This is a genomic window from Hasllibacter sp. MH4015, assembly GCF_020177575.1.
GTDB lineage: Bacteria > Pseudomonadota > Alphaproteobacteria > Rhodobacterales > Rhodobacteraceae > Gymnodinialimonas.
This window is the reverse complement of record NZ_JAHTBK010000001.1, coordinates 1,038,509-1,058,877: the sequence shown is the minus strand read 5'-3', so window position 1 is coordinate 1,058,877 and position 20,369 is coordinate 1,038,509. Positions and strand designations below refer to the sequence as shown.

Below are 20,369 nucleotides of genomic sequence, written 5' to 3'. Positions count from 1 at the left end.
AAGGCGGCAAGAGGCAATATCGGCGCGCCTATCCCCCCGGCACCGAGCCGGACCCCTTGCGCGCGCCCCGGCATCGGTCGGAGCAATAGCGGACCTCCTCCCAGACCTTCGCCCATTTCTTGCGCCACGCGAACGGACGCCCGCAGGTGGCGCAGAGCTTTTGCGGAAGGTCGGATTTCTTGCGGGTCTTGGCCATGGGCAGGGATCTAGTGAACCTTAGCGCGGGGACCAGAGGCGACGGCCCTGATGGCGCTGCGCGGTATCGAGCACGAGCGTTCCGTCGCGCAGATCAAGCGCGACGGCGCCCGGTCTGGTCAGAGTGGCCGGTGCAAGCAAAAGGCACGACGTGTCGGGCAGTTCGGTGGACGCCAGGGCCGCCCCCGGTCCTGCGCCGGGATCGGCCAGTCGGGCACGGCTTTCGTCGATCGCCACCTCCAGCCAGGGCGCACGATCTTCCGGCTGATTGTTGAGGACGACGATGTCATGGGTTGCGCATGCGGCCTGAGCCTCGCGGGATGCGGCCCGGCCTGCACCGTGCCAGAGGGTCATGTCGCCAAACGTGGTCATCAGGCCCGAGCCATCGTCGATCCAGCCGACCCGCGCGGCGGCGCTGGCCTGATCCGCGCCGTCGCCGTCATTCTCCAACCAGATCCGCGCGACGAACCCATCGCCCCGCGCGCGGCTCAACACCCGTTCGCCGTCCTCGATCTGGCCCACCAGTCCGCCGGTGGAGGAGACGAGGATCGCGGGCCTGTCCGCCATCTGCCACAGGAGCAGACCTGCGATCATCGGCACAGCTCCGACCACGCGCCCGCGCCCCGACCATAGGCACAAGCCGATGCCACCCATGGCAATCATGGCAAGCACGTATCCGGGCGGGCTGGCGACCCAATCCACAGCGCCGGGCATGTCGGCGATCCGCTCTGCCACGGCGAGGATCCAGATCAGGCCCTGCTCCATCACCCAAAACGCCACCCACGACAGGCCGAACGGCATCAGCAGAAGTGCCAGCACCGCGCAGGGGATCACGACGGAGCCCATGACCGGCACCGTCAGAAGGTTGGCAGGCAGGCCATAGACCGCGATACGGTTGAAATGCGCCGCCGCGAAGGGTGCCGTTGCCGCGCCCGCCACCACCGACGACATCACCAGCGCAAAGGCCCCCTTCCCCCAGCCGGGCCAATGCTGCATCCACGTGACACCACGCATCCCGTTGAAGACGGCGACAAGGGCCGTGGTCGCAGCAAACGACATCTGGAACCCGGGGGACATCAACGTTTCCGGACGTCGCAGGAGGACGATCACCGCCGCAATCGCCACCGACCGCAGCGTGATGGCGCGCCGGTCCAGCAAAACCGCGGTGAACATCACGGCGACCTGCACGAAGGCCCGTTCCGTCGCGACATTGCCGCCGGACAGCGCGAGGTAGAACGCGCCCGCCACGAGCGCCACGGCAGCGGCCCATTTCCGCGTCGGGTAGCGAAGGGCGAGCGCGGGGATCAGGGCGAGCACCACGCGCAAAGCGGCATAGACGAAGCCGGTCAGAAGGCCCATGTGCAGGCCCGAGATCGCCAGAAGGTGCGCGATGTTGCTGTCACGCATGTCCTGGATCGGCCCCTGCTCCAGCCCCGACCGGTCGCCGGTCAGGACCGCCGCGGCAAACGCACCCGGCTGTCCCGGGATCGCGTCCTGAATGGCGGCGGACATCCGCATCCTGAGGTGGAAGAGCGGGGTCGCGCCATCCTCCGGCGGGGCCAGCAGAAGCGCGGGGACGCGGGTATATCCGACGCCGCCCAGGGATTGGAACCACGCATGGCGCTGGAAATCGAAACCGCCGGGCTCCGCAGCACCGCCGGGGGCGGACAGATGGCCGGTCATCATCACAAGCGCGCCCGGTTCGGGGTCGAGGTAATCCTGGTCCCCGTGGAGCGAGACGCGAACCCGGAGCGGCGTGTCGCGCACATCGTCGAGCCGCACCTGGTCAAGCGTCAGCCGGATCGCGTCACTGGCGGAGCGGTCGATGCCGACGATGCGCCCCTCGATGGGACCGTAATAGCGTAACTCCATCACCGGGCCCGCGACCTGGTGGGCGCGCCACCCCGCGACGCAGAACCCCACGGCAATGCAGATCACGGCAACGCCAAGGGGGCCGAGTGTTTCGCGACGCCATGCCAGGATACCAAGGCCAAGCAGGCCCGCGCAAGCTGCAAGCGCGTAACCCGATGCCCCCGGCTCCACCGAGAGGGAGAAATAGAGCGCGACGCCGATGCCGAGCATCACGGCGGCCCACGGCATCAACGCCCCGCGCTGGCGCTGCTGGACCGCGTTCACCGTGCGCCATAGCTGTCCTGCCGTCTCTGCCAAGACCTGCCCTTGCTCCGCTGCGCCCACCAAGTTATCTCGCCGTTAACTTGACCAGAGCATGGTTTCCAAAAGGTTAACGCACGCGGCCGCCCGCCCGTGCCGGAAAGGGTTTCCAGATGTCCACCGATCGCCCCATCGTGACCCGTATCGCGCCGTCGCCGACTGGCTACATGCATATCGGCACCGCGCGCACGGGGCTGTTCAACTGGCTGTTCGCGCGCAAGCACGGCGGGCAATTCCTGCTGCGGATCGAGGATACGGACCGCGAACGCTCCACGCCGGAGGCGACGCAGGCGATCCTTGACGGAATGGCGTGGCTGGGATTGGACCATGACGGGGAGGCCGTGAGCCAATTCGCCCGCGCCGACCGTCACCGCGAAGTGGCCGAGTCGATGCTCGCAAACGGCACCGCCTACAAATGTTTCTCCACCCAAGAAGAGATCGCGGCATTCCGGGACGCCGCAAAAGCGGAGGGGCGTTCCACGCTCTTCCTCAGCCCGTGGCGGGATCGCACGGATCATCCCCAAGGCGCCCCTTACGTGATCCGCCTAAAGGCCCCGAGGGAGGGACAGACCCTCATCGCTGACAAGGTTCAGGGGGACGTCACGATCCAGAATGCCACGCTCGACGACATGATCCTCCTGCGCTCTGACGGGACGCCGACTTACATGCATGCGGTGGTGGTGGACGATCACGATATGGGCGTGACCCATGTGATCCGGGGGGACGATCACCTCAACAATGCGGCCCGTCAGATCCAGGTCTACAGCGCGAATGGTTGGGAGGAGCCGATCTGGGCCCATATTCCGCTGATCCACGGCGAGGATGGTAAGAAGCTGTCCAAGCGCCACGGGGCCACGGGTGTGATGGAATACGCCGAGATGGGCATACCCGCCGCCGCGATGCGCAATTACCTCGCGCGCCTTGGCTGGTCCCACGGCGACGACGAATTGTTCACCGATGCGCAGGCCCGCGACTGGTTCGACCTCGATGGGATCGGCAAATCCCCTGCCCGGCTCGACATGAAGAAACTGGGCAATGTGGCTGGCTGGCATATCGCGCGGACCGAAGATGCCGAACTGGTGACCGAAATCACCGATTTCCTTGCCCTGACGGGGCAGTCCTCCCTTTCGCAGGCGCAGAAAGATCGCCTGACATCCGCGATGTATTGCCTCAAGGATCGGGCGAAGTCCCTGCCCGAGCTTCTGGATAAGGGACGGTTTTCATTGATAAACCGGCCCGTCGACATGGATGAGAAGGCGCGCGGCGCCCTTGATACTGTATCCCGTCGTATACTGTCGGAATTGACTACGCAGTTGCAGAATGTTAGCTGGGACCGTGACACGCTGGAGGGCGTGTTGAACGCCGCCGCAGACACCCGTGGGTTGAAATTCGGCAAGCTGGCTGCCCCGCTTCGTGCGGCGCTGGCCGGGCGCAGCGTCACGCCTTCCGTGTTCGATATGATGCTTGTCATTGGCCGGGACGAAACGCTCGGCCGCCTGACGGATGCGGCCTCCCTCAGCGACTGATGGGGGTTGCCTGGGGGATACGTCCCCTGCCCCACAGCCAGCGAACGCGCTGGCCCGCCAGATGCATGAAGGGACGACCATGGCCGAAACCAAAACCGCCACTTTGACCGTTGACGGGCAATCCTACGATCTGCCGATCCATTCACCGACCGCCGGCCCGGATGTCATTGATATCGGCAAGCTTTACGGGCAAGCGGGCGTCTTCACACACGATCCCGGCTTCACCTCCACCTCGGCGTGTGAATCGTCCATCACCTTCATCGACGGCGGCAAGGGGGAGCTTCTGCACCGCGGTTATCCGATCGATCAGTTGGCGGAGCATTCCCACTACCTCGAAGTCTGCTTCCTGCTGCTCTACGGCTACCTGCCGACCAAGCCGGAACTCGACAAGTTCGAGCACACCATCACCAATCACACGATGCTGCACGAGCAGATGGCGAACTTCTTCCGGGGGTTCCGCCGCGATGCGCACCCGATGGCCGTCATGGTCGGCGTCGTGGGCGCGATGTCCGCGTTTTACCACGACAGCACCGATATCCACGACCCGCACCAGCGAGAGGTCGCGTCCCACCGGTTGATCGCGAAGATGCCGACGATTGCGGCCTGGGCCTACAAATACACGATCGGGCAGCCCTTCGTGTATCCGCGCAATGACCTGTCCTACGCGGCGAATTTCCTGCGCATGTGCTTTGCCGTCCCGGCCGAGGAATATGTCGTCGATCCGATCCTCGAGACGGCGATGGACCGCATCTTCACGCTGCACGCCGATCACGAACAGAACGCCTCGACCTCGACCGTGCGTCTGGCGTCCTCCTCCGGCGCCAATCCGTTCGCGTGCATTGCGGCCGGCATTGCCTGCCTCTGGGGGCCGGCCCATGGCGGCGCGAACCAGGCCTGCCTTGAGATGCTGGAGGAGATCGGTTCGGTGGACCGCATCCCGGAATTCATCGCGCGGGCCAAGGACAAGAACGACGATTACCGCCTGATGGGCTTTGGCCACCGCGTCTACAAGAACTTCGATCCCCGCGCGACGGTGATGAAGAAATCCGCGGACGAGGTGCTGGAGCTTCTGGGGGTCGAGAACAACCCGAAGCTGCAGGTCGCCAAGGCGCTGGAGAAGGCCGCGCTCGACGATCCGTATTTCTCGGACAAGAAGCTGTTCCCGAATGTCGATTTCTACTCCGGCATCATCCTGGAGGCGATGGGCTTCCCCACCTCGATGTTCACCCCGATCTTCGCGCTGTCGCGCACCGTGGGCTGGATTTCGCAGTGGAAAGAGCAGTTGGCCGATCCGGCGCTCAAGATCGGGCGGCCCCGGCAGCTCTATATGGGTGAGACGATGCGGGATTACGTACCGATCGAAAAGCGGTAGGTCGAAAACCCTTTTAGAACGACAGACGGTCACCCCATTCGGGTGGCCGTTTTGCTTTGGCCAGTATCGTCGTGCCCTAGGCGGCGTCCGATGCCAGCAGGCGGATCCGCTCCACCATCGCGCGCACGCCGTTGGAGCGTTGCGAGGACAGGTGTTCGTCCAGCCCCAGCCGCGCCAATTCGGCCCCGGCATCGACCTCCAGAACCTCATCCACCGGCAACCCGCCATAAAGTGCGTGCAGAACCGCGATCAGCCCGCGCACGATGATCGCGTCGCTGTCGCCCTGAAAATCAAAGGTCTTCCCCTCCAGACGCGGCAGGATCCAGACCTGCGATGCGCAGCCGTCGACCTTGGTTGCGGGGACTTTTACCGCGTCGTCCATCGGAGGCATGGCCTTGCCCAATTCGATGACATGGCGATAGCGGTCTTCCCAATCGTCAAGGAAGTCAAAGGTTTCGGCAATTTCTTCAAAGGCTTCGCTGGCCATTCCGACCCTTTCCCGAGGTGCGTATGTTGCCCCTGAGGTAAGCCGCGGGCCGTGCAAGGTAAAGGGCGGGCGCGCGCACTTCCCAACACGCTGGCAATGGGCTAGGCAAAGACACCGACGCGTTTGCCGAAAAGAGACCACCCCATGTTGCGCAGCCTGATTGTCCTGTCCGTGATCCTGTCGCTGGGGGCCTGTAACAGCAACCTCAATCCGCTCAACTGGTTCGGGGGCGATCGCGAACAGCGCATCCAGGTCGATCCGGTGGACGGCACGGTGATCGACCCGCGCGGGCTTGTGGGTGAAATCACGCAATTGTCCGTGGAGCAAACCAATTCCGGCGCCATCGTGCGCGCCACCGGCGTGACCGGGTTGCAGGGGTTCTACGAGGCGGAACTGGTTCTTGTGGAACGTACGCCGAATTCGCTGGTCTACGACTTCCGGGCCGCCCCGCCATTGGACAACGCGACACCCGGTCTGCAAGAGATCGTGGCGGGTGTCTCGTTGAGTTTCGGGGAGCTGGCGGGCATTCGGACCATCACCGTGATCGCGCAGAACAATCGCCGCTCCGTCTCGCGGCGCTGATCCGTTCAGACCGCGACGATCTTCACCTTCTGGCCTTTCGCCGACAGGGCAATCTCACCGCGCAGCAAACGTTCGGCGTCTGCCCCGAACACTTCGTGTCGCCATCCGTGGGACCATGCCCCTTCCACGTGGCCCGATGCGATGTCATCCAGGTCGCTGGAGGATGCGAGCAGCTTCGGGGCCACGTTCGCCTCTTCCGCCTTGGCCTTCAGAAGCACGCGCAGCAGATCGGCAAGCGCGGGGTTGAGGTTGGACCGGTCCTTGCCCGGTGCTGGTTTCGGCAGCTCTGAGTTGGGCACGGCGAGACCCCGCGCAACGGCGGCCACCAGCCCTTCGGCAATGGCACCCTTCCGGGCATCGCGCAGCAAGAGTCGTGATTTTCCAAGGTCCTGCACGGATTTCGGCTTGGTCGAGGCCAGCTCCACCAAGGCATCATCCTTCACGATCCGGTTGCGCGGCACGTTGCGTTCCTGCGCATAGCGCTCGCGGAAGGCCGCCAGTTCCTTGGCAATCGCCAGCATCCGGCCCGAATTCGACCGCAGCTTCAGCCGGCGCCACGCCTCCTCGGGGTCGACCACGTAATTGTCGGCATTGGTGAGATAGGCAAGCTCCTCCTCCAACCAATGTGTGCGGCCGGTCCGCGCCAATTCCGCCGAGAGGTATTCGTAGATCTGGCGCAGATGGGTGACATCGGCCAGCGCATAGGTCTTCTGCGCGTCCGACAACGGGCGGCGTGACCAATCCGTGAAGCGCGAGGATTTGTCGAGGCTCGCCTTGGCGATCCGGCGCACCAGTGTCTCGTAGCCCACTTGATCGCCGAAGCCACAGACCATCGCGGCCACTTGCGTGTCGAACAGCGGCGCGGGAACGACGCCACCTTCGACATGAAAGATCTCAAGGTCCTGCCGGGCGGCGTGAAAGACCTTCACCACGTCGGGACTTCGAAACAGATCGTAAAGCGGGTCAAGCGACATGCCGTCCGCCAGTGGATCAACAAGGACGGCATCGGAATCATCGGTGCCCGGCAATGCCAGTTGAACGAGGCAAAGCTGTGCGAAATAGGTGCGTTCCCGCAGGAATTCGGTGTCGACGGTCACATAGGGGGCATCGGCGGCACGGGCGCAAAACTCGGCCAGTGCGGCGGTGGTGGTCAGGGTATTGGGCACGGAATGAGGAGTTTTCTTGCTGGGGAAATAGGCCGTGGAAGCGTGATAGAGGAGGAGAGCGCCGATGAAAAGGGAGGCCCGGGGGGAATGACTTAGGACGCGCGATCAATCGCTTCCCGGCAGGAACAGAGGCGTCCGATCGCCATCGGCGAAGCGGCGCAGGACGGCAGGGTAAAGGCTGTGTTCGAGAGGCAGGATGCGGGCGGCCAAAGTGTCAGGGGTGTCGCCCGGTAGGATCGGCGCGCGGGCCTGTCCAAGAATAGGACCATCGTCGAGGGAGGCCGTGACCTCATGCACGGTGCAGCCCGCCTCCCCGTCGCCCGCCTCGATCGCGCGGGCGTGGGTGTGGAGGCCCTTGTATTTCGGTAGGAGTGAGGGGTGGATGTTGAGCATCCGACCGTTCCATTTTGACACGAAATCGGCGGTCAGGATGCGCATGAACCCCGCAAGGCAGATGATGTCGGGTGCGGCGGCGGCGAGCGCCTTATGCAACTCCGCCTCGAACCCGGCGCGGTCTTTTCCGAATGGGCGGTGATCCACGACCGCCGTCTGAATGCCGAGATCGCGCGCCTTGGCCAGCCCGCCTGCCCCCGCCACGTTGGACATCACGAGACAGGGCCGCGCCGGGTGATTGCCGTGCATGGAGCGGGCAAGCGCCACCATGTTGGACCCGCCGCCCGAAATCAGGATCGCGACCCGTTTCGTCATTTCAGGCTGCCGGAATAGCGCACACCCTCCCCAGCCGCGATATGGCCGATCCGGAACACGGTTTCGCCCGCTTCTTCAAGGGCTTGCGTGACGTCCTTCGCGCGATCCGGCGAAACGGCAAGGACCATGCCGATCCCGGAGTTGAAGGTCTTGAGCATCTCGTCCGTTGCAAGCCCCCCTTCCGATGCCAGCCAGCCGAACACAGGCGGAAGCGGCCACGCGCTGAGGTCGATTTCCGCCCCGAGGCCGTCGGGCAGAACACGCGGCAGGTTTTCCGTCAGCCCGCCGCCCGTGATATGGGCGAGCGCGTGGACCCCGCCGATGCGGATCGCCGCGAGGGCTTGGGTGACATAAAGCCGTGTGGGCGCCAGAAGGGCCGCGCCGAGGGTGGTCTGCGCGAACGGCGCCGGTGCATCCCAGCCCAGACCCGAACGCTCAACCACCCGTCGAACAAGCGAATATCCGTTGGAATGCACCCCATCCGAGGCAAGGCCCAAGAGAATATCACCCTCGGCCACACCGGCGGGCAAGGCCGCGCCACGCTCCATCGCACCCACGGCAAAGCCTGCGAGGTCAAAATCGCCCGGCGCGTACATGCCCGGCATTTCCGCCGTCTCCCCCCCGATCAGCGCGCAGCCGGACGCCTTGCAGCCCGCCGCTATGCCTTCAACGATGGTCGAAGCGGCCTCGACCTCCAGCTTGCCCGTGGCGAAATAATCCAGGAAAAACAAAGGCTCCGCGCCTTGGCACACCAGGTCGTTCACACACATCGCCACAAGGTCGACGCCAATCGTGTCGAATTGGCCGGTGTCGATGGCGATCTTGAGCTTCGTGCCGACCCCGTCGGTCGCCGCCACCAGAACCGGATCGTGATAGCCCGCCGCCTTGAGGTCGAAGAGCGCGCCGAACCCGCCAAGGCCCGCCATGACGCCGGGACGTGTCGTGGCCGCGGCGGCTGGTTTGATTCGATCCACAAGCGCGTTGCCCGCGTCGATATCAACACCTGCCTGTGCATAGGTCAGCCCCGGTTTTGGCCCGTCGCTCATGTCCCGATCCCCCTGGTCATCACGCGCACGTTCTGGATGCTCCGCCCGATACCAGCCTGCCCCGGCGGCGTCCATGGCCCTTGCTTTGCGGCAACACGTTCCCGCCCCGAACAGGCATCACTTTGCAGATCCGTTGCGTGACGGGGTGCTGTGCGGCTAGGGTTTCGCGCAATGACACAGGCGCGCATCCAAGCGCGCGAGAAAAGGCCGCCACGCGCATCGATGGTGCGGGCAGCGCGGCGGGGTTACGGAGCGGGACCATGGCGAAATCGAAACTGTGTCTGTTTTTCGTCGTGGACGGCGAAAAGCTGGAAGCGCAGGCCTGTCTGCTGGCCGCCTCGATCCGGCGCCACATGCCGAAATCAACCCCCGTCATCGCGTATCATCGGCAGGATTACGAGCTGTCGAGCTTCGTGAAATCCTTTCTCAAGCGCTGCAAGGTCACGCTGGTCCCCCTGCCCGATACCGGCCCCGATGACCCGAACCCGTGGTCACGGCCCTGGCCCGTGGGCAACAAGAATCTCGCCAAGGCCCAGAAGCGCGATTGCGACATCTCCGTCTACCTCGACACCGATATGGTGATGATGAAGCCGGTGGATTTCGAGGCGGAATTGGGCGACGGCGAAGTGCTGGCCTGCGTCGCCGATTACAGCTTCGGCGCGCTCAACAGCCCCGAGGCGTGGCGCGAGGTCTACGAGTTCTTCGGCATGGACCTGCCGGAGGAGCGGATCGCCCTTCTTGCCGGTCGCAAGCTGGAGCTTCCGCCCTATTTCAACGGCGGCTTTTCGATCTTCCGCGAGAAGCCCATTGGCAAGACGAAAGAACATTTCGGGGAGGCATGGCTGGCCGATTGCCTGAAGCTGGACCATGCCGACGGGTTCGACGATGCGCGCGAGGGGCTGGATCAGACGATCTATCCCATCACCATCCGTCGGATCGGGGCGAAGTTCACACAAGGCCGTCAGGCGATCAATTACAACGTGCAGGCCCATGGCGTGCCCAGTGGCGAAGACATCGCCATCGCCCACTACCACACCTTCGGTACGATCCTGCGCCACCACCCGTCCGTCGGGTATGCGGCGGTGATGAATATCGAGCATCTCTTCGGCAAGAAGGTGACGCGTGAATTCATCGACACCTATGGCGAGGTCCTGGCCTGGGCGCATCGCAAATTCGTCGTCCCCGGCATGGTGGAACGTCACCTTGCGGATGGGCGGCTGCACAACCTGTCCGATCTTGCGGCACTTTATGGATCGGACAAGGGTCCGAGCAAGCACCGCTACACCGAGTTGTACCAGATGCTCTTCTGGCCCTACGCCAACCGAAAGATCAATTTCCTGGAGATGGGGCTGCTGATCGGGGGGCCGGAGCATTCGATCAGCAAGGATCGCGAGACACGGGATTGCCCGTCGATCCGCATGTGGCTCGATTTCTTCAGCACCGCCAAGATCCACGGCCTCGACGTATCAGATTTCTCCTGGTTCAAACACGAGCGGTTCGAATTCTTCCGCTGTGACATGGACACGCGCGAGAATATCGTGGCGGCGGCCGACAAGATGCCCGCGATGGACATCATCATCGACGACGCCTCCCACGCATCACACCATCAGCAGAACGGGTTTCTGGAGCTGTTTCCCCGCCTGAAATCCGGCGGGCTCTACATTATCGAGGATCTGCGCTGGCAACCGGGCGTGATGGAGCAGCGCGGGATCACGAAGACCGGCGACTTGTTCGACGAATTCCAACGCACGCGGAAATTCAAACACTCCAATCCGGAGATCGGGGAAGAATTCAATGCGCTAGTCCCCGACATCTCGGGCTGTTTCGTGTTCCAGGAGAATTATGACCGCAGCGCCCGGCACCAGGTCGCGGTGATCCACAAGCGCTAGGGCGCCTGCTGTCCCCGCCCCGTGCGTGCACCGATCCAGAGGAACAGGGCGATCATGGCTGCCGTCGCGCAAGCCACGATCAACGGGCCGCGCAGTCCGTCAGGCCCCGTCAGGATCGCGCGGAATTCAGCCACGAGGATCGCAGGAATGGCGATGTTGAGGATCGCGTAGATCGCAACCAGGACGGCCCAAAGGATCGCCCAATCCCGGAGCATCAAAGCCCGCGTGGCGCGGCGGACCGCTTGCACCCCGATATCCATCGCCGGGGCAGCGGCAAGAATGACCGTGGTGGCCAGGCTGTTGGGCAGGCCAAGGAAATTCACCGCACCGACATAGAGGATGCGCAAGCCGATCAGCCAAAGAAGATAGCGCAGGGCCAGGGGGGTGATCGGTGGCATGGCGGGCGTCTCCTGAAGGGCCATTTGCGGGGCATCTGGTAAGGGGTCGGCGGCTGCCGCGCAACGCCGCAGGCCGCAAGAAGGCCGCTTTTCACCGGCGGGTGGCTCTGCTACCTCTCGCAGCGATCATGGGGGCCTGTAGCTCAATTGGTTAGAGCAGAGCGCTCATAACGCTTTGGTTGCGGGTTCAAGTCCTGCCGGGCCTACCAAAACTCCCCCTGCTTAGCGCGGCAATGTCAGATCCGCGCGCAGCCCACCCATCGTCGTACTTTCCGACAGCCGCAAGGACCCGCCATGGCGCTGCGCGATGTCGTTGGCGATCGCGAGGCCGAGGCCGACGCCGGAGCCGAGGTTCTGGTTGCGGGCCGCGTCCAGCCGGGTGAAGGGCCGCATCGCATCCGCGCGGCGATGTTCGGGGATGCCGGGCCCGTCGTCTTCCACCGAGAACCGCACCGCCCGATCGTAGAGCGCGACGGAAACCTGCGCCGTCTTCCCATAGCGCAACGCGTTGGAGACGAGGTTCGTCAGCGCCCGCTGCACGGCCATTGGACGCATCGGCACGTCCGCCCCATCCGCGGGCACACTCAGCGCCACCTCTCCCCCGCCTCGCCGGGCCGCATCGACCACCTTGCGCGCAAGCGCGACGGGGTCAGCCGGTTCGGGATCATCAAGCGCCTCCCCCCGCACGAAATCGAGGAAGGTGTTGAGAAGCGCCTCCATCTCGTCGACATCGCGGGCCAGGTCATCGCGGTCGGGCCCCGGCTCCATCATGCCAAGCGCCAGCCGCATCCGGGTCAGCGGGGTGCGCAGGTCGTGGCTCACCCCCGACAGCATCAACGTCCGCTGTTCCAGATGGCCTTCGATCCGCGCGCGCATCTCAAGAAACGCACGTCCCGCAGAGCGGACTTCCAATGCGCCGGAGGGGCGATACTCGGCGGGCTGACCCTTGCCAAACGCCTCCGCCGCGCCGGCCAGACGGCGAATGGGGCGCAATTGGTTGCGCAGGAACACGAAGGCCACAAGCGTCATGAGCACGCCCGTGGCAACCATGATGACCAGCAACTGGTGGGGTGCGGCCGCAGAAACCCGCCGCCGCGCCGCGCTGAAGACGACGGGATCGCGGGTGTCCGGCTCCACCAGGATCGCAATCTCCCGGTCCTCGCTTGCCAGATCGAGGCCCATGACACCACTTACGCGAGCCTCAAGCACGTCCTGCACAACGACCCCCGACAAGTCATAGAACCACCGGTTTTCGCCTGGTTCCGCGATCCGTTCGTCAATCCCAATGTCCAGCTGCTCCGCGATGGCACGGGCGGCGTCCTCTCCCTCAGCGTCCCAAGTCTGCAAAATCAGGTTGAGGTCCAGCGACAGGGCGTTGGTCAATTGCTGGGTCACGTCCTCGAAATGGCGTTGCAGAAACACGGAACTGACGACAAGCTGGATCGTGACCACCGGCACGATCAGGATCAGGGCCGCACGACCGTAAAGGCCGCGGGGCAGGAATTTCTTGATCCATTGTGACAGTTTCATGGGCCACATCTAAGCGAGGGGGCACGCGCCATGCAAAGCGAAAGGCTGGAGGATGGCGTGCGCCGGATCACCGCGCCGAACCCCTCGCCCATGACCTTTACCGGCACCCAGACCTATCTGATCGGCGAAGGCGAGGTTGTGGTCATTGATCCCGGCCCTGCGATGGAAGCGCATCTTCGCGCGATCCTGGGCGCGCTGGAGCCGGGTGAGCGTGTGGCCCAAATTCTCGTGACCCATTCCCATCTGGACCATTCGCCCCTTGCCCGGCCCTTGGCCGAGGCGACGGGTGCGCCGGTCCTGGCCGCTGGCCCGAGCGATTGGGGCCGCTCTGCGGTGATGCGTGCGCTGGCCGATGCAGGCGGACTTGGCGGCGGCGAGGGCGTGGATGAGAGCTTCGCCCCCGACACACAGATCAAGGAGGGAGACAACGTGGAGGGCGCGTGGGGCCGGATCGACGTGCTGGCCACGCCGGGCCACATGGCCAACCACCTCAGCTTTGCGTGGAACGGGACGCTTTTCAGCGGCGACCTGGTCATGGGGTGGTCCACCTCCCTCGTGTCCCCGCCCGACGGGGACATGACCGCTTTCCTCGCCTCCACCACCCGGCTCGCTGCCCGTGATGACCGCGTCTATTACCCCGGGCATGGAGAACCAATTCCCGACCCGCAGGATCGCGCCAACGCCTTGATCGCCCATCGAAAAAAGCGGGAGGCGCAGATCATGGCGGCGTTGGAGGATCTGGGGCCAAGCACGGCGTCCGAGCTTGCGCGCGCGATCTACACCGACGTCGCCCCAGCCCTTCTGCGCGCCGCGGAACGCAACGTCCTTGCCCATCTCATTGATCTCACGGAAAAATCCGCAACGCTTCCGGAAAGCGAAATCGCGGCGAATGCCCGCTTCGCGCTGAGATGAAAAATACCGGTTTCCCCCACTGGACGCCCCGAATCCACCTTGCTATATCGACGCTCAGTTCCGGCGTAGCTCAGCGGTAGAGCAGTTGACTGTTAATCAATTGGTCGTAGGTTCGATCCCTACCGCCGGAGCCAATTTCGTCCATATTTGACAGAGCGTTACGGGTAGCGGCTTATGCCTGCCGTCCGAGTGTCCGAGCGCCGTCCGAATTCGGACGCTCGGACAGAACCTATTGGTTGGCCAATCTGAAAAGCACTTCGGCGTGGCAAGGTTGGTCCAGCGGGCACCGGCAAGGCAAATCCTTCACGCGCTAGACTCAGGCAGACGGCTCGCGTTTCTGTCTGGCGTCCTGGGATCCATCCGGCGCGTCATCATAGACGGACCAGCCATATGCCCCGCCCGTGTCAGGCAGGTCTTTCGCGCGCACTTTGTGAGAGAGGTAGGCTTTGGCGATGAAATTCGCCGTGATGGGAGCGGTCAGGAACAAGAACAGCGAAATCAGCAGTTCGTGGACCGACACGTGGCCGGTATCGACATAGAAATAGAGGATTGACGCCAAAAGAACCCCACCGACGCCGAGGGTCGTCGCCTTTGTCGGCGCGTGGAGGCGTTGCAGGGTGTCCTTCAGTTTCACGAGGCCGAAAGAGCCGACAAAGCCGAAGATCCCGCTGATGACGAGGAAGCCGGAGATGAGGAGTTCCGCGATGAAATTCATGGCCTTACCTCACTCGATGATGTCGCCGCGCAGCAGGAACCTGCAATACGCGACTGTGGATACGAAGCCGACCATGGCGACCAGCATCGCGGCCTCGAAATAGATCGCCGTCCCGCGCCAGACGCCATACAGCACCAAAAGCGCGATCACGTTGATCACCATCGTGTCGAGCGCGAGGATGCGGTCGGCGGCGTCCGGCCCCACGGCGATGCGCCAAAGGTCCAGCAGGAGCGCCACGCCATAGCAGCCAGCCGCAAACATCAAGGCGTATTCGATCATGGAAAAATCTCCTTCAATCGCCGCTCGTACCGGGTCTTGATCTCGTCCCGGACGCTGTCGGGGTCGTCGGTGTGCAGGCAATGGACGAGGATGGAGCGACCGTCGGCGGACAACATGGCCGATACCGTTCCGGGCGTCATGGTGATCGTTCCGGCCAGAACCGTGATCGCCTCGGCGGAGGTGAGGTCCAGCGGGACCGGCACCCATTGGGAATTGATCGTGGGCTCGCGCCGAAACAGGATGATCAGCGCGACCTGCACGTTGGCCACGATGATATCCCAGATCACCACAAGGACATATTCCACTATTTTGAGCGGACGGGCCAGCTTGGGCCGGTCGGGCCAATAGGCGGCGGTCGCCATGGGGATCACAAGCCCGAAAAAACTGCCCAGGATCAGATTGCCCAGGGTGAAGGTATTGACGAGGCCAAGCCAGACGAGGGTCAGGGTTACGCTCAGCAACGGATGGGGGATGAGACGCGACAGCATGGCCTAGCCCTCCTCTTCCGCGGTTATGACCGAAGTGACGTAGCCTTGGCGGTCGAAAAGCTGCGCCGAGGTGCTTTCCAGATACGCGGCGACGGGACCCGCGAACGCCGCGAGAAGCGCCAGCGTGGCGATGGCGGCCATGGCGGGGGCGAGTTGCAGGGACGAGGCGCGCAACGGCTCCGCGACGGCATGAACCGTGATTTTCTCGGGATCGGGCGCAGGCGGCAGGGTGGCCGTCGATTTCCAGAACAGGGCACTGCCTGCGCGGGCGAAGCCCACGATGGTCAGAAGCGATCCGATCAGGATTGCAGACCAGGCCCAAACCAATGTGCCGGGGTCACGCAGCGCGTCGAGGACAAGCAATTTGCCCAAGAACCCGCTGAGCGGTGGCATCCCGGCCATGGCGATCGCACCGGCAAAGAAGAGCGCGGCGAAGAGGCCGTTCTGTACGGTCGCAGGCACCGGCTTCAGCGTGTCGGCCCCCCGCTGCGTGACCACCAGATCAGCGATCAGGAACAGGCAGGCGGCCGCGAAGGTGGAATGTACCATGTAGTAAAGGGCGGCCGATGTTGCATCGGGCGAAAACGCGGCGACGGCAACCAGAAGTGTCCCCATGGAGCCGACGACCGAGAAGGCGATTAGACTCATAAGACGCCGCGCGGCAAGAACACCCAATGCGCCCACGGCGATTGTGACGATGGCCGCCGGGAACAGCCATGTGCCCGCCAGATCCTCCGTCCCCGGGCTGCCGGGGCCGAACGCGGTCGTATGGATGCGCAGGATCGCGTAGGCGCCCACCTTGGTCATGATCGCGAACAAGGCGGCCACGGGCGCGGGCGCGTTGGCATAGGTGGCGGGTAGCCAGAATTGGACTGGAAAGAGCGCGGCTTTCACCGCGAAGACGATCATCAGAAGGATCGCGGCGACACGCACCAATGCGGCCTCTTCCACGGGTATCTCTGGGATACGCGCGGCCAGATCAGCAATGTTCAGCGTTCCGGTGGAGGCATAAAGCGTGCCGAGCGCGAAGAGGAACAACGTCGATCCCGCAAGGTTCATCACGACGTATTGCAGGCCCGCGCGGATACGCTCCCGCCCGCCTGCATGGATCATCAGACCATAAGAGGCGATCAAAAGGACCTCGAAGAACACGAACAGGTTGAAAATGTCGCCCGTCAGGAAAGCGCCGCAGATGCCCATCAGCTGGAACTGGAAAAGCGCGTGAAAATGACGGCCCCGCGCGTCCCACCCGGTCGACGTGGCATGCACGACCACGATCAGTGCCAGAAGTGCCGTCATCAGGACCATCAGCGCTGACAATCGGTCCAGCACCAGCACGATCCCGAACGGCGCGGGCCAGTCGCCCAGGCGGTAGACATGGGTGGTGCCGTCTGCGGCCATCACCATCAGCTTGAGCGCGATGCCCAGAAGAACCACCGTCCCGGTGAGAGAGGCGGCTCGTGCCAGCACCATATCGTGGCGCATCACGAACCCGATCAGCGGCGCAAGAATGGCCGGCAGGAATACCGGAAGGATGATCCAGTGCATCATCATGCCGATCCGTCCTTCTCGTCGGATGACGCGGGCGCGTCGTCCTCCGCATCCATGTCAATCCGGTCGCTTTCCGCCTCAAGAAACGCGCCGAGGCCGATCATCACCAGAACCGCCGTCATCCCGAAGGAGATCACGATTGCCGTCAGGACAAGGGCCTGGGGTAACGGATCGGTATAGCTGCCCTCCCCGTAAGGCGACAGGATCGGTGAAAGGTCGATGGCCAGGCGCCCGCTGGCAAACAGAAACACATTCACCGCATAGGACAAAAGCGTGAGGCCCAGGATCACCGGGAAGGTCCGCAGGCGCAGCATCAGGTAAACGCCGCCTGCGGTAAGGATACCGATCGTGCTTGCGACAATCATCTCCATCTCAGCTGTCCCCCCTCGGGGCGGGGGCAGGTGCGCCGGTCGGTGCCGACGATGCGGCCTCCTCGCCCGGGTCGTAATCCATCGGACTCACATTCACTGTTTCCCCGGCGAAGCGCGCGATCCGCGACAGGCTGTAGAGCATCAGCATCACAGCCCCCAGAACCGTCAGGAACACACCAAGGTCGAACAGCATGGCGGTGGCAAGCTCGAACTCTTCGATCGGGGGCAGGTGGACATAGGTGTAGGCGCTGGTCAGGAACGGATACCCGAACAACCACGCGCCCGCCCCCGTCAGCCCGGCGATCACGACACCAAGGCCGATCATCGTGTGGTATTCGATCCTCTGCCGTTCCTGCGCCCAGGCGAATCCGGACGCCATGTATTGCATGAGCAGAGCGATGGCGATCACCAGCCCGGCCACGAAACCGCCGCCGGGTTCGTTATGGCCGCGCAAGAAGATGTAGATGCCGACGATCACCGCGATGGGCATCAGCACGCGGGTGACGATCACCATCATCAGGGGGTGGCGGTCGCGCGACCGATCCTGGGAATAGTCCATGTTCTTGAGCCGCCGCGCCGCGGGGCCGTCCAAGAGCGCGTGCATAAGCGCATATATCACGAATCCCGCGATCCCCAGGACGATAATCTCTCCGTAGGTGTCGTAACCCCTGAAATCGACAAGGATCACGTTGACCACATTCGTGCCGCCGCCGCCTTCATAGCTGTTGGCGATATGGAAGTCCGAGATCGTGTCGATGTCACGCATCAGGAACGCATAGGCCAAGGCCCCCACGCCGCCGCCCGCTGTCAGGGCGATGATACCGTCCCTCACCCTGCGGGCGACGGAGCTTTCGCGCGGCGTGACTTTCGGCATGAAATGCAGCGCCAGCAGGAGGAGCATGATCGTCACCGTCTCCACCGAGATTTGGGTGAGGGCGAGGTCGGGGGCCGAGAGATACGCGAACCCGGCCGAGATCGAGAGGCCGATAATCCCGATCAGAACAAGCGCGCGGAACCTGTGGTGGTGCATCACGACGACTGAGATCGTGGCCACGACCACCATGACCCAAACCACGAAGATCACCGGCGGCACCGGAAGGTGTTCGCGCGTCGGAGCCGATAGACCGCTGCCGGAATAGGCGACCCATCCTAACGCCACAGACGCCACGGTGAAGACGGCAAGGTATCTGCTGATTGCGCCGTTGTGGCTGACCCACGTGACGGACCGCGCCAGACCGACGATGCCGGCGACGAGCCAGTCGAATATTGCCTTTGCCTCGGGCCGTGGCGCTGCAAGCCATGCGCCGTTGAGCCAGCGGTGCAGCGCCAGAAGGATCGCGCCACCGACAATGGCTGTGATTGACATCCACAGGGCCGGTGTGACGCCGTGCCAGATCTTCAGATGCGGGTGTAGATCCGCGCCAGTGACGGCGTTTGCCGCCGCGGTCACGATCCCTTCGGCGAGGAACGGAGCCACCCCGATTGCCACGACCAACACGCAAAGCAGCGCGGGCGCGGCCCACATGCCGAAGGGCGGATCATGGGGAGTGGCGGGATAATCATCGCGCTTGGGTCCCAGAAAGACATGAGCCACGAAGCGGAAGGAGTAGGCCACCGACAACAACGCGCCAAGCGTGGCCGCGATCGGCACGACGTAATGGCTGCCGAGCCAGTCGGTATGCGACGCCTCCTCCAACATCATTTCCTTGGAGAGGAAGCCGTTCAAAAGCGGAATACCTGCCATCGACAGCGCGGCTATCGTTCCGATTGCAAAGGTGATCGGCATCAGGTGCCTGAGCCCGCCAAGCCGCTTGATGTCGCGCGTATGGGTCTCGTGATCCACAATCCCCGCCGTCATGAAAAGCGCGGCCTTGAAGGTCAGGTGATTGATGATGTGGAAGACTGCCGCCACCGCTGCCGCGGTCGTGCCGAAGCCCAGAAGCATGGTCAGAAGGCCAAGGTGGCTGACGGTCGAAAACGCCAAAAGCGCCTTCAGGTCATCCTTGAAAAGCGCGATCAGCGCGCCCAGAACCATCGTTATGAGCCCGGTCGTGGTGACGATGTAGAACCACGCATCCGTCCCCGCCAGAACCGGCCACATTCGCGCCAGCAGGAACACGCCCGCTTTGACCATCGTGGCCGAGTGCAAGTAGGCGCTGACCGGCGTGGGTGCCGCCATCGCGTGGGGCAGCCAGAAATGGAACGGGAATTGCGCGGATTTGGTGAAGGCGCCCAAAAGGATCAGGATCAACGCAGGCATGTACCAATCCGAGGCGCGGATCTCCTCCCCTGCCTGCAAGATGTCCGTCAGGTTGTAGCTGCCCACGATATTGCCGAGGATCAACATGCCCCCGATCATCGCCAGCCCGCCTGCACCGGTCACGGCGAGCGCCATGCGTGCGCCTTGGCGGCCCTCGGGCAAGTGCTTCCAATAGCCAATCAGCAGGAAGGAGGACAGGGAGGTCAGTTCCCAGAAGATCAGCAAGAGCAGAATGTTGTCGGAAATCACGATCCCCAGCATCGCGCCCTGGAACAACAGCAGATATGTAAAGAACTGCCCCATCGGGTCGTCGCCCGACAGGTAGAACCGCGCATACAGCGTGATGAGGAGGCCGACGCCGAGGATCATGCACCCAAAGAGCAGTCCCAACCCGTCGAGGAAGAAAGAGACCGACAGGCCCAGTTGCGGCAGCCAATCAAGCTCCGCCTGGATCACCTCCCCTCGCAGGACGGCGGGGGCCAACGACAAGAGCATGATCAGGGCCAGCGCCGTGGGGACCGCCGTGAATATCGCGCAGGCATTGCGGCCCGCGCGGATCATGACGCCCGGCAAGAGCGCGCCCACGAACGGTAAAACCGCGATATAGATCAGTAATGTGCCCCCGAGGCTCATCATGCGCCCTTGTCCCGTCGCCTTCGGACCATCGTTATCCGCAGCCCTTCCGGGTGTAAAACACGACTTGGCGGTCAGCGACAATCTGT

Annotated in this window: 19 protein-coding genes and 2 tRNA genes; 7 read left to right on the top strand and 14 right to left on the bottom strand. The window is 63.7% G+C overall.

All coding sequences use genetic code 11. The features are described from left to right. Positions 1-28: 28 nt before the first annotated feature. Both KUW62_RS05640 and KUW62_RS05635 read right to left on the bottom strand, forming a co-directional pair. Positions 29-196 (bottom strand): DUF2256 domain-containing protein, encoded by a 168-nt coding sequence (locus KUW62_RS05640; RefSeq protein WP_224814530.1) that lies wholly within the window; start codon positions 194-196, stop codon positions 29-31. 20 nt (positions 197-216) lie between these two features. Further along, complete coding sequence (locus tag KUW62_RS05635; RefSeq protein ID WP_224814529.1) at positions 217-2,364, bottom strand: ComEC/Rec2 family competence protein; 2,148 nt, start codon at positions 2,362-2,364, stop codon at positions 217-219. A 116-nt stretch (positions 2,365-2,480) separates the two neighbouring features. Between KUW62_RS05635 and gltX the strand changes: the two genes are divergently transcribed. Both gltX and gltA read left to right on the top strand, forming a co-directional pair. Further along, positions 2,481-3,893, top strand: a complete 1,413-nt coding sequence (gltX, locus tag KUW62_RS05630) for a glutamate--tRNA ligase (RefSeq protein WP_224814528.1) — start codon at positions 2,481-2,483, stop codon at positions 3,891-3,893. A 79-nt stretch (positions 3,894-3,972) separates the two neighbouring features. Continuing rightward, positions 3,973-5,265, top strand: a complete 1,293-nt coding sequence (gene gltA / locus KUW62_RS05625; RefSeq protein ID WP_224814527.1) for a citrate synthase — start codon at positions 3,973-3,975, stop codon at positions 5,263-5,265. A 76-nt stretch (positions 5,266-5,341) separates the two neighbouring features. On the opposite strand, the gene KUW62_RS05620 is transcribed toward gltA, so the two are convergent. Further along, positions 5,342-5,752, bottom strand: coding sequence for a SufE family protein (locus tag KUW62_RS05620; protein WP_224814526.1), 411 nt, complete (start codon positions 5,750-5,752; stop codon positions 5,342-5,344). A 144-nt stretch (positions 5,753-5,896) separates the two neighbouring features. Here KUW62_RS05620 and KUW62_RS05615 point away from each other — a divergent pair, with 144 nt between their 5' ends. Further along, positions 5,897-6,334, top strand: coding sequence for a hypothetical protein (locus tag KUW62_RS05615; protein ID WP_224814525.1), 438 nt, complete (start codon positions 5,897-5,899; stop codon positions 6,332-6,334). A gap of 5 nt (positions 6,335-6,339) precedes the next feature. On the opposite strand, the gene rnd is transcribed toward KUW62_RS05615, so the two are convergent. The 3 genes from rnd to purM all read right to left on the bottom strand — a co-directional run bounded on the left by rnd (position 6,340) and on the right by purM (position 9,254). Beyond that, on the bottom strand, positions 6,340-7,500 hold the full coding sequence (gene rnd, locus KUW62_RS05610) for a ribonuclease D (RefSeq protein ID WP_224814524.1): 1,161 nt from the start codon (positions 7,498-7,500) through the stop codon (positions 6,340-6,342). A 105-nt stretch (positions 7,501-7,605) separates the two neighbouring features. Continuing rightward, positions 7,606-8,208, bottom strand: coding sequence for a phosphoribosylglycinamide formyltransferase (purN, locus tag KUW62_RS05605; RefSeq protein ID WP_224814523.1), 603 nt, complete (start codon positions 8,206-8,208; stop codon positions 7,606-7,608). Next, positions 8,205-9,254, bottom strand: coding sequence for a phosphoribosylformylglycinamidine cyclo-ligase (gene purM / locus KUW62_RS05600; protein WP_224814522.1), 1,050 nt, complete (start codon positions 9,252-9,254; stop codon positions 8,205-8,207). Before purM ends, purN begins: the two co-directional genes overlap by 4 nt. A 260-nt stretch (positions 9,255-9,514) precedes the next feature. Here purM and KUW62_RS05595 point away from each other — a divergent pair, with 260 nt between their 5' ends. Then, a complete protein-coding gene (locus KUW62_RS05595) occupies positions 9,515-11,143 on the top strand; it encodes a hypothetical protein (RefSeq protein ID WP_224814521.1) in 1,629 nt (542 codons plus the stop codon). Here KUW62_RS05595 and KUW62_RS05590 read toward each other — a convergent pair. Next, complete coding sequence (locus KUW62_RS05590; protein ID WP_224814520.1) at positions 11,140-11,541, bottom strand: hypothetical protein; 402 nt, start codon at positions 11,539-11,541, stop codon at positions 11,140-11,142. The genes KUW62_RS05595 and KUW62_RS05590 overlap by 4 nt on opposite strands. Before the next feature lie 132 nt (positions 11,542-11,673). Here KUW62_RS05590 and KUW62_RS05585 point away from each other — a divergent pair. Beyond that, positions 11,674-11,750, top strand: a tRNA-Ile gene (locus KUW62_RS05585). A 13-nt stretch (positions 11,751-11,763) separates the two neighbouring features. Here the strand turns inward: KUW62_RS05585 and KUW62_RS05580 are convergent. Next, positions 11,764-13,071, bottom strand: a complete 1,308-nt coding sequence (locus KUW62_RS05580) for an ATP-binding protein (protein WP_370632851.1) — start codon at positions 13,069-13,071, stop codon at positions 11,764-11,766. Positions 13,072-13,101: 30 nt separating this feature from the next. Here KUW62_RS05580 and KUW62_RS05575 point away from each other — a divergent pair, with 30 nt between their 5' ends. Further along, complete coding sequence (locus KUW62_RS05575; RefSeq protein WP_224814519.1) at positions 13,102-13,983, top strand: MBL fold metallo-hydrolase; 882 nt, start codon at positions 13,102-13,104, stop codon at positions 13,981-13,983. Between the two features lie 59 nt (positions 13,984-14,042). After that, positions 14,043-14,117, top strand: a tRNA-Asn gene (locus tag KUW62_RS05570). A 182-nt stretch (positions 14,118-14,299) separates the two neighbouring features. On the opposite strand, the gene KUW62_RS05560 is transcribed toward KUW62_RS05570, so the two are convergent. The 6 genes from KUW62_RS05560 to KUW62_RS05535 are packed head-to-tail and all read right to left on the bottom strand — an operon-like array spanning position 14,300 to position 20,280. Next, a complete protein-coding gene (locus KUW62_RS05560; protein ID WP_224814518.1) occupies positions 14,300-14,698 on the bottom strand; it encodes a Na+/H+ antiporter subunit G in 399 nt (132 codons plus the stop codon). A 9-nt stretch (positions 14,699-14,707) separates the two neighbouring features. After that, positions 14,708-14,977 (bottom strand): K+/H+ antiporter subunit F, encoded by a 270-nt coding sequence (locus KUW62_RS05555; RefSeq protein ID WP_224814517.1) that lies wholly within the window; start codon positions 14,975-14,977, stop codon positions 14,708-14,710. Continuing rightward, the gene (locus tag KUW62_RS05550) at positions 14,974-15,465 is read right to left on the bottom strand and encodes a Na+/H+ antiporter subunit E (RefSeq protein WP_224814516.1); all 492 of its coding nucleotides are present in this window, start codon (positions 15,463-15,465) and stop codon (positions 14,974-14,976) included. The genes KUW62_RS05555 and KUW62_RS05550 overlap by 4 nt, the downstream gene beginning before the upstream one ends. 3 nt (positions 15,466-15,468) lie before the next feature. Continuing rightward, on the bottom strand, positions 15,469-17,016 hold the full coding sequence (locus tag KUW62_RS05545; RefSeq protein WP_224817044.1) for a monovalent cation/H+ antiporter subunit D: 1,548 nt from the start codon (positions 17,014-17,016) through the stop codon (positions 15,469-15,471). After that, positions 17,016-17,387, bottom strand: coding sequence for a Na+/H+ antiporter subunit C (locus KUW62_RS05540; RefSeq protein ID WP_224814515.1), 372 nt, complete (start codon positions 17,385-17,387; stop codon positions 17,016-17,018). Before KUW62_RS05540 ends, KUW62_RS05545 begins: the two co-directional genes overlap by 1 nt. A gap of 1 nt (position 17,388) precedes the next feature. Continuing rightward, a complete protein-coding gene (locus tag KUW62_RS05535; protein WP_224817043.1) occupies positions 17,389-20,280 on the bottom strand; it encodes a monovalent cation/H+ antiporter subunit A in 2,892 nt (963 codons plus the stop codon). Positions 20,281-20,369: the final 89 nt, after the last annotated feature.